Origin of the sequence: uncultured Corynebacterium sp. (assembly GCF_945649885.1) — a bacterium.
Lineage (GTDB): Bacteria > Actinomycetota > Actinomycetes > Mycobacteriales > Mycobacteriaceae > Corynebacterium.
This window is the reverse complement of sequence record NZ_CALZFS010000141.1, coordinates 1-6,859: the sequence shown is the minus strand read 5'-3', so window position 1 is coordinate 6,859 and position 6,859 is coordinate 1. Positions and strand designations below refer to the sequence as shown.

The 6,859-nt window shown below is 59.7% G+C and carries 7 protein-coding genes and 1 pseudogene; 3 read left to right on the top strand and 5 right to left on the bottom strand.

Annotation, left to right across the window (positions count from 1 at the left end; all coding sequences use genetic code 11):
• Positions 1-118 precede the first annotated feature (118 nt).
• From Q0M74_RS12345 to serS, 3 genes and pseudogenes are all read right to left on the bottom strand, one after another.
• Positions 119-958 (bottom strand): annotated as a pseudogene (locus Q0M74_RS12345) (HAD family hydrolase).
• Between the two features lie 5 nt (positions 959-963).
• A complete protein-coding gene (locus tag Q0M74_RS12340; protein WP_293954906.1) occupies positions 964-1,890 on the bottom strand; it encodes a 1-acyl-sn-glycerol-3-phosphate acyltransferase in 927 nt (308 codons plus the stop codon).
• A 23-nt stretch (positions 1,891-1,913) separates the two neighbouring features.
• Positions 1,914-3,173, bottom strand: a complete 1,260-nt coding sequence (gene serS / locus Q0M74_RS12335; protein ID WP_293954905.1) for a serine--tRNA ligase — start codon at positions 3,171-3,173, stop codon at positions 1,914-1,916.
• Between the two features lie 125 nt (positions 3,174-3,298).
• Here serS and Q0M74_RS12330 point away from each other — a divergent pair, with 125 nt between their 5' ends.
• Genes Q0M74_RS12330 through Q0M74_RS12320 form a run of 3 tightly spaced genes read left to right on the top strand, consistent with a single transcriptional unit; the run spans position 3,299 to position 5,535 of the window.
• Positions 3,299-4,072: a GntR family transcriptional regulator gene (locus Q0M74_RS12330; RefSeq protein WP_293954904.1), complete on the top strand. Its 774-nt coding sequence runs from the start codon at positions 3,299-3,301 to the stop codon at positions 4,070-4,072.
• Positions 4,073-4,092: 20 nt separating this feature from the next.
• On the top strand, positions 4,093-5,160 hold the full coding sequence (locus Q0M74_RS12325) for a septum formation family protein (protein ID WP_293954903.1): 1,068 nt from the start codon (positions 4,093-4,095) through the stop codon (positions 5,158-5,160).
• 30 nt (positions 5,161-5,190) lie between these two features.
• Entirely contained in the window at positions 5,191-5,535 is a 345-nt protein-coding gene (locus tag Q0M74_RS12320) for a metallopeptidase family protein (protein WP_293954901.1), read from the top strand.
• Positions 5,536-5,639: 104 nt separating this feature from the next.
• Here Q0M74_RS12320 and Q0M74_RS12315 read toward each other — a convergent pair whose 3' ends face one another.
• Positions 5,640-6,320, bottom strand: coding sequence for a histidine phosphatase family protein (locus Q0M74_RS12315; RefSeq protein WP_293954899.1), 681 nt, complete (start codon positions 6,318-6,320; stop codon positions 5,640-5,642).
• A gap of 3 nt (positions 6,321-6,323) precedes the next feature.
• Positions 6,324-6,859 (bottom strand): ACT domain-containing protein (locus Q0M74_RS12310; protein ID WP_293954897.1); only part of this gene is annotated, 536 nt, incomplete at its 5' end.

Below are 6,859 nucleotides of genomic sequence, written 5' to 3'. Positions count from 1 at the left end.
ATATAACACCAGCACAGCCCAAGAGCTCCACCACATGAGATTTAGGTGCTCATAAATCCCATTTCCCGCCACCGTGACAGAAAGGTCCCTAGAATTTAATTCAGTTTCATCCACTGGTCTAGAACCACCACTCCAGAACATCCGCCACTCCGGCCTCATCATTGGTGGTGGTGACATGGTCTGAGATCTCCTTGACCTCAGGTCGCGCATTGCCCATCGCAATCCCCCGACCAGCCCACTGCAGCATCTCAATGTCATTGGGCATATCGCCAAAGGTGATCACATCAGACTGGTCCACACCGAGCAGTTTCGCCAGGTAGGCTACACCGAGCGCCTTGGTCACACCGGGCGCGGACACCTCCAGCAGACCACCGGACATGGAGAAGGTCACGTGCCCGACATCCTCCGGGATGGCGGGACGTATCAGGTCAAACATTTCCTTGGATTCCAGGAAGTCACTGCGCAGCAGCAACTTGGTGGCAGGTTCGGCGATCAGGGTGTCCAGGTCGACCACACCATGATCATTGAGGGTGTGCCAGGCGTGGCTGTATTCCGGGGTGACCAGGAAGAGTTCATCAACGCTGTCATAGGCGGATGTACCGGCGCGTTCCACGGCGAAGGTGACACCACCATGCTCTGACAGCGCGGCACGAGCCAGCGCCACCACCGAGACCATCACATCAGGTGCAAGCGTATAGGACTTCAGGATGCGGTCCTGGGCGGAGTCATAGATGACGGCGCCATTGGCACACACGCACACCGGGCGCACCGGAAGTAGTTACAGGACCGGGAAAATCCACCGACCAGGTCTCCCGGTGGACAGCGCCATCGCGGTTCCCTGCGCCGTCATCCGGGTAATCACCTCACGCAGGCGGGTGGGCACACGTTCGGCGCTATCGATGAGCGTTCCATCGACGTCGCTGGCCACGAGCTTAGGTGCGGGACCAGGACTAGTCATTACTCCTACTTTCGAAAAATCTTTTTCACAAGGCCGGCAGCCTTGCCCAGGACACGCACGGGCAACGGTTTCCTGTCAGGGGCGGCAGCCTTCTTGGCATCGCGCTTTGCTTGTCGACGCTCCCTCTCCGCAATCTCCAGCAGGGATGCCCTCTCCAGAGAAGGTGCTCCACCACCCAGGGATTCCGGACGCCAGGGCTCGCCACCGGCGAAGGGACCGAAGCGGTTTTCATAGTCGGTGCGTACTTCGTCGAGAAGCTCAGTCATGGCCACCGCCAAGCGTGCGGTGGCTTCCTCCGGGGTGCCACTGGGGTCCACGGGTGCGCCGACCTTGATGAAGATGGGGGTGTTGCTGCGGCCCATGTTGCTTTCGATGTCCTTGGTGATGACCCGCTGCCCACCCCAGATGATGAGGGGAAGCAGTGGAACACCTGCGGAATCGGCAATGCGCACGGCACCGGTTTTGAGGTTCTTGATTTCAAAACTGCGGGAGATGGTGGCTTCCGGGAAGATACCCACCAACTGTCCCTGCTGGAGACGCTGGACGGCGTTATCCAGGGAACCGGCCCCCTTGGCGCGGTTGACCGGGATATGGGACATGCCTCGCATGAGCTGACCGACCACCGGGGTGTCGAAGATTTCCTTCTTCGCCATGAAACGGGTCAGGCGCTTACCGCGCAGGTGGGAGGGGATTCCACCGAGGATGAAATCGTAGTAACCGGTGTGGTTCACAGCCAGAAGCGCACCACCGGTGGTGGGGATGTTTTCTGAACCGAAGACATAGAGCTTGAGCCCCTGTCCCTTCATCACCAGCTTGATGAATCTGATGATGATGCGGTTGTACAGCAGTTCCTTGGATTCCTGCGGGTGTGGTGAGACCTGCGGGGTGCCTGCAGGCACGAAGAAACCCTGCTTCTTAACCATGTTGTCCATTGGTGGTGTGTCTCCCAGATGCCTTACTTGACCGGTGTGAGGACGTCCTTGCCCACGAATGGACGCAGCGCCTCAGGAACGATGACCGAACCGTCGGCCTGCTGATTATTCTCCAGGATGGCGACCAACCAGCGGGTGGTGGCCAGGGTGCCGTTGAGGGTGGCGGCGATCTGTGGCTTGCCCTTCTCATCGCGGTAACGGGTCTGCAGACGACGGCCCTGGAAGGTGGTGCAGTTGGAGGTGGAGGTCAGCTCACGGTAGGTGCCCTGGGTCGGGACCCATGCTTCCGTGTCGAACTTACGGGCTGCGGAAGCGCCCAGGTCGCCACCGGCGACGTCGATGACGCGATAAGGGACCTCGACGGCGGCGAGCATGTCCTTTTCCATCTGCAGAAGCTTCTGGTGCTGCTCCTCAGCTTCTTCCGGCTTACAGAAGACGAACATCTCCACTTTGTCGAACTGGTGGACGCGCAGGATGCCACGGGTGTCCTTGCCATAGGAACCAGCTTCACGACGGAAGCAGGAGGACCAACCGGCGTACTTCATCGCGCCGTCATTGAGATCGATGATCTCATCCTTGTGGTAACCAGCCAGAGCAACCTCAGAGGTACCTACCAGGTACATGTCATCACGCTCGAGATAGTAGATCTCCTCCGCGTGATCACCTAGGAAGCCGGTGCCGGCCATGATCTCCGGGCGGACCAGAACAGGTGGGATCATCATCTTGAAACCGGCGGCGGTGGCCTTCTGCGCTGCCAGGGTCAGCATGCCCAGCTGCAGCATCGCACCATCACCGGTGAGATAGTAGAAACGTGCACCAGAAACCTTGGTGCCACGTTTCATGTCGATGAGGCCCAGGGACTCACCCAGCTCCAGGTGGTCCTTCGGCTCGAAGTCGAAGGTGCGTGGCTCGCCGACGTGCTCGAGAACAACAAAGTCCTCTTCGCCACCGGCAGGAGCGCCGGCAACCACGTTGGACAGCTTCATCTGGAGGTCATGGACGCGCTGTTCACCAGCTTCCTGGGCGGCTTCGGCCTCTTTGACCTTGGCCTTGAGCTCATTGGAGCCTTCCAGGAGTGCCGGGCGGTCTTCAGGAGCGGCCTGGCCGATCTTCTTTCCGAACGCCTTCTGCTCAGAGCGAAGGTCGTCGGCAGCCTTGATCGCCTCGCGGCGGGACTCGTCAGCGCTGATCAGCTCATCAACCAGGGCAGGATCCTCACCACGGGTGATCTGGGAGGCGCGGACAACATCAGGATTGTCACGGAGGAATTTCAGATCAATCATGCATTTTAATCTACCGTGCCCACCACTCCCACGGAGACTCAGGTGAATAGTTTGGGTGAGGACCCAGCCCAACACCAACCCCGAACACCCTCCTGGTTATTACCAGATGGGCTAAAGTAGAACCCATGTCTGCTGCTGAAAACGTGGATGATGGTGGATCCACCCTGCCCCATCATGTCCTGACCGATGGCCCGAAACCCAAACACCAGCAGCTGCGTGAAATCCTTGAAGAACTCTGCACCACCCAGCTGCAACCTGGTGACATGCTCCCGGGTGAACGCGTGTTGGAGGAAAAATACGGCGTCAGCCGCATCACCGTGCGCCGTGCCATCGGGGACCTGGTGGCATCCGGCAGGTTGAAGCGCGCCCGCGGTAAAGGCACCTTCGTGGCACATGCTCCATTGATCTCCCGCCTGCACCTGGCGTCTTTCTCCGCGGAGATGGCGGCCCAGAACCTTTCCGCCAGCAGCAGAATCCTCTCCTCCTCCAGGGGGCCTGCCCCCGATGAGATCTCGGATTTCTTCGGCTCGGAGCGGGGCACCCAGCACATCACGCTGCGCCGTCTGCGCCTGGGCAATGGCAAGCCCTATGCCATTGACAATGGTTGGTACAACTCCCACTATGCGCCTGACCTGCTGGAAAATGATGTGTACAACTCCGTGTATTCCATCCTGGACCGCGTCTACAACGTGCCGGTGACCCAGGCGGAGCAGACCGTCACCGCCGTTTCAGCGGATGAGGAGACCGCGAAACTGCTTGATGTCTCCCCCGGAGCCCCCCTTCTGAGAATCCTGCGCCAGTCCCTTTCTGGTGGAAAACCTGTGGAATGGTGTGTTTCTCTCTACCGAACTGACCGGTATTCCCTGAAAACTCTGGTTACCCGCTCCGAAGATCTCTGACCGACAGCCATTTGCGTGGCATGATGGTGACAATCATGAGTACTTCTACTGACACTCCGTCACACTCGGAGCGCCGTGGTTTCCGGACCAGCGCCTCGGTACAAACCCTGCTCGTTGCCGCACTTGCGGCATCGGCTGCTGTCGGCATGTATTCATATGGGGTCAGTTCCAACACCGGTGAGGGTGAGGGCACCGTGGCCACGGGCGAGCCTCAGGCCAACACCACCACGGTGGCACCGGTGGTGTCCTTCACCACCGCGGATGTGGGGATGTGTGCCACCTGGGATGTCAACGATGACGGTCAGGTATCTGGTTTCGAGCAGACCAGTTGCGAGGGCGAACACCGCTTTGAGATCTCCCAGCGTGAGGATCTGGCCACCTACCCCAGCTCCGAGTTCGGCCCGGATGCCCAACCACCGAACTTGACGCGCCAGGCGCAACTGCGTGAAGAGCTCTGTCAGGCTCCCACCCTGGCTTATCTCAACGGCCGTTTTGACCCTTCCGGCCGCTACACCATCGCCCCGATCCTGCCTCCTGCGGAAGCCTGGGATGCAGGGGATCGCACCATGTTGTGTGGACTTCAGGCCACCGATGCCAGCGGCACCCCGCAGCTGACGGTGGGGCCGGTGTCCGCCAATGACCAGGCCCGCGTCTTTGACAATGGTGCCTGCATCCGTGTGGAATCCTCCGCGGAATTCAAGCAGGTTGATTGTGCGGAAGACCATCACTTGGAGGCTGTCTCCACGGTGAACCTGGGTGTCCCCTTCCCTCAGGGTGTCCCCAGCACTGAGGACCAGAATATCTTCCTGGGCAGTACCTGCACGCAGGCCGCCATCGACTACCTGGGCGCGGAGGAGAACCTCTACCAGTCCACCCTGCAGACCTTCTGGCCCACCATCACCGCCAACTCCTGGTTGGGCGGTTCCCACAGTGTGAACTGCTATCTCATGTCACCGGCCACTGAAGGTGACTCCACCTTCAACAACCTCAATGGTTCAGCCCTGGGTGGGTTCACCATCAACGGTGAGATTCCCCCACCGCAACCGCCCCGTGATCCACTGCGACCCGGCGCGACGGTTCCGCTCTAGCTGTTTCCGATCTAGTTAAAGGCAGGCGTGATGTTTGAGGTCAGCGCTCAACGTTTTGAGGAAATGATTGATGATGCCTTCGATCAGGTTCCACAGAAGTTTCTGGACAATATTCGGAATCTGGTTGTGCTCGTTGATGATTATAATCCGGATTCCCGTCATATCCTGGGTCTTTATCATGGGGTGGCGCTGCCGGAGCGGACATTCCACCATGGTGGGTTGCCGGACAGCATCACCATTTATAAAAATGCCATCCAGGATCATTGTCATTCTGAGGAGCAGTTGGCTGAGCAGGTGCGGGTGACGGTTCTGCATGAGGTGGGACATTATTTCGGCCTGGATGAGGAGGATCTGCATCGGCTTGGATATGCCTGATCTTCTCTGTCCTGTCCTCTGATCCCGAATCCAAGAACTCAACAAGGTGAGTCTCCTTTCATAGCGGGGACTCGCCTTTCTACATTCACAGCACGAGGAAAAGCCTAGGGTTGGTTTTCCTGCCAGGGCAGTGGGCTGCCCGTCCAGTGGAGGACATCCCACTGGCCAAAGCTCTTGCCCTTGGGTTCGAGTACCACGTAACGGCAGTTGCCCAGGTAGGTGTTGAAGGCGAAGTTGGGGTCCACTCCGGTGGCGTGGGTGGCAACAATGCGGATGACGGCACCATGGCTGACGATTGCTACATCGCGGTCATCGTCAAGGTCATGGCTGTCCATGATCTGCTCCAAGGTGGGTTGGTAGCGGCCGAGGACGTCCTGGTAGGTTTCACCACCGGGTAGGGCTGCGATGGGATCACCGTGGAGCCAGCCGTTGAGAGCCTTGGAATAGGTGAGGTGGGCTTCTTCATCACCACGCATCTCAAAATCACCGGCGTCGATTTCATGGATGCCCTGGATCACTTCGAGGGGAACGCTTCCTTCTTCCAGGTCGCGTGCTTTCTCGAAGGTGGAGGTGGCCAGCACGGCGGTCTGCTGGGCGCGCAGCACGATGGAGCTGTAGACCTGTGCCAGGCGTTCCCCGCTATAGTCAGCGAGTTCATGGCCTACTTCGAGTGCCTGCCGGCGTCCCTGCTCCGTCAGTTCCGCACCCGGGGGGCGGGTGTCCAGGAGGTGTCGGACATTGTTGTGGGTTTGTCCGTGCCTGACCAAAATGATCCTGCCAGCCATTGTTTAGTACTCCCTGCCTTCCAGTGCTGCGCGGACCCAGTCATCGGCCTGGTCCAGGCGTGCGATGTCCTCGCCCCAGGTGTCTTCATGGTTTTCATCCCGGGGGGCGGGCCAGGAACCCAGGAATACCAGGTCTTCGGCCTGCATGTGGAGTGCTCGCAGTGCTTCGCGGACGGGGATGTCCTCGATGTGGCCGATGAGATCCAGGTGGAAGCGGTAGGTGCCGAAGGTCTTGCGGGTGGGGCGGGATTCGATACGGGCCAGGTCCACGCCGCGCAGGGCGAATTCATTGAGAGCACGCACCAGGCTGCCGGGGATATTGGGCAGGGCGAAGACCACGGAGGTGTGGTCGTGTCCGGTGCGGGGTGGTGGGGCGATGCGTTTACGCACGGCAACGAAGCGGGTTTTGGCACCGCGGACATCTGCGACGTCGCTGACAAGCTTGTCCAGGCCGAAGAGATCGGCGGCACGGTCCGGGGCGGCGGCGGCATCGGCACCGTTTTCGGAGACCAGCTGGGCGGCGGCGGCATTGGAAGATG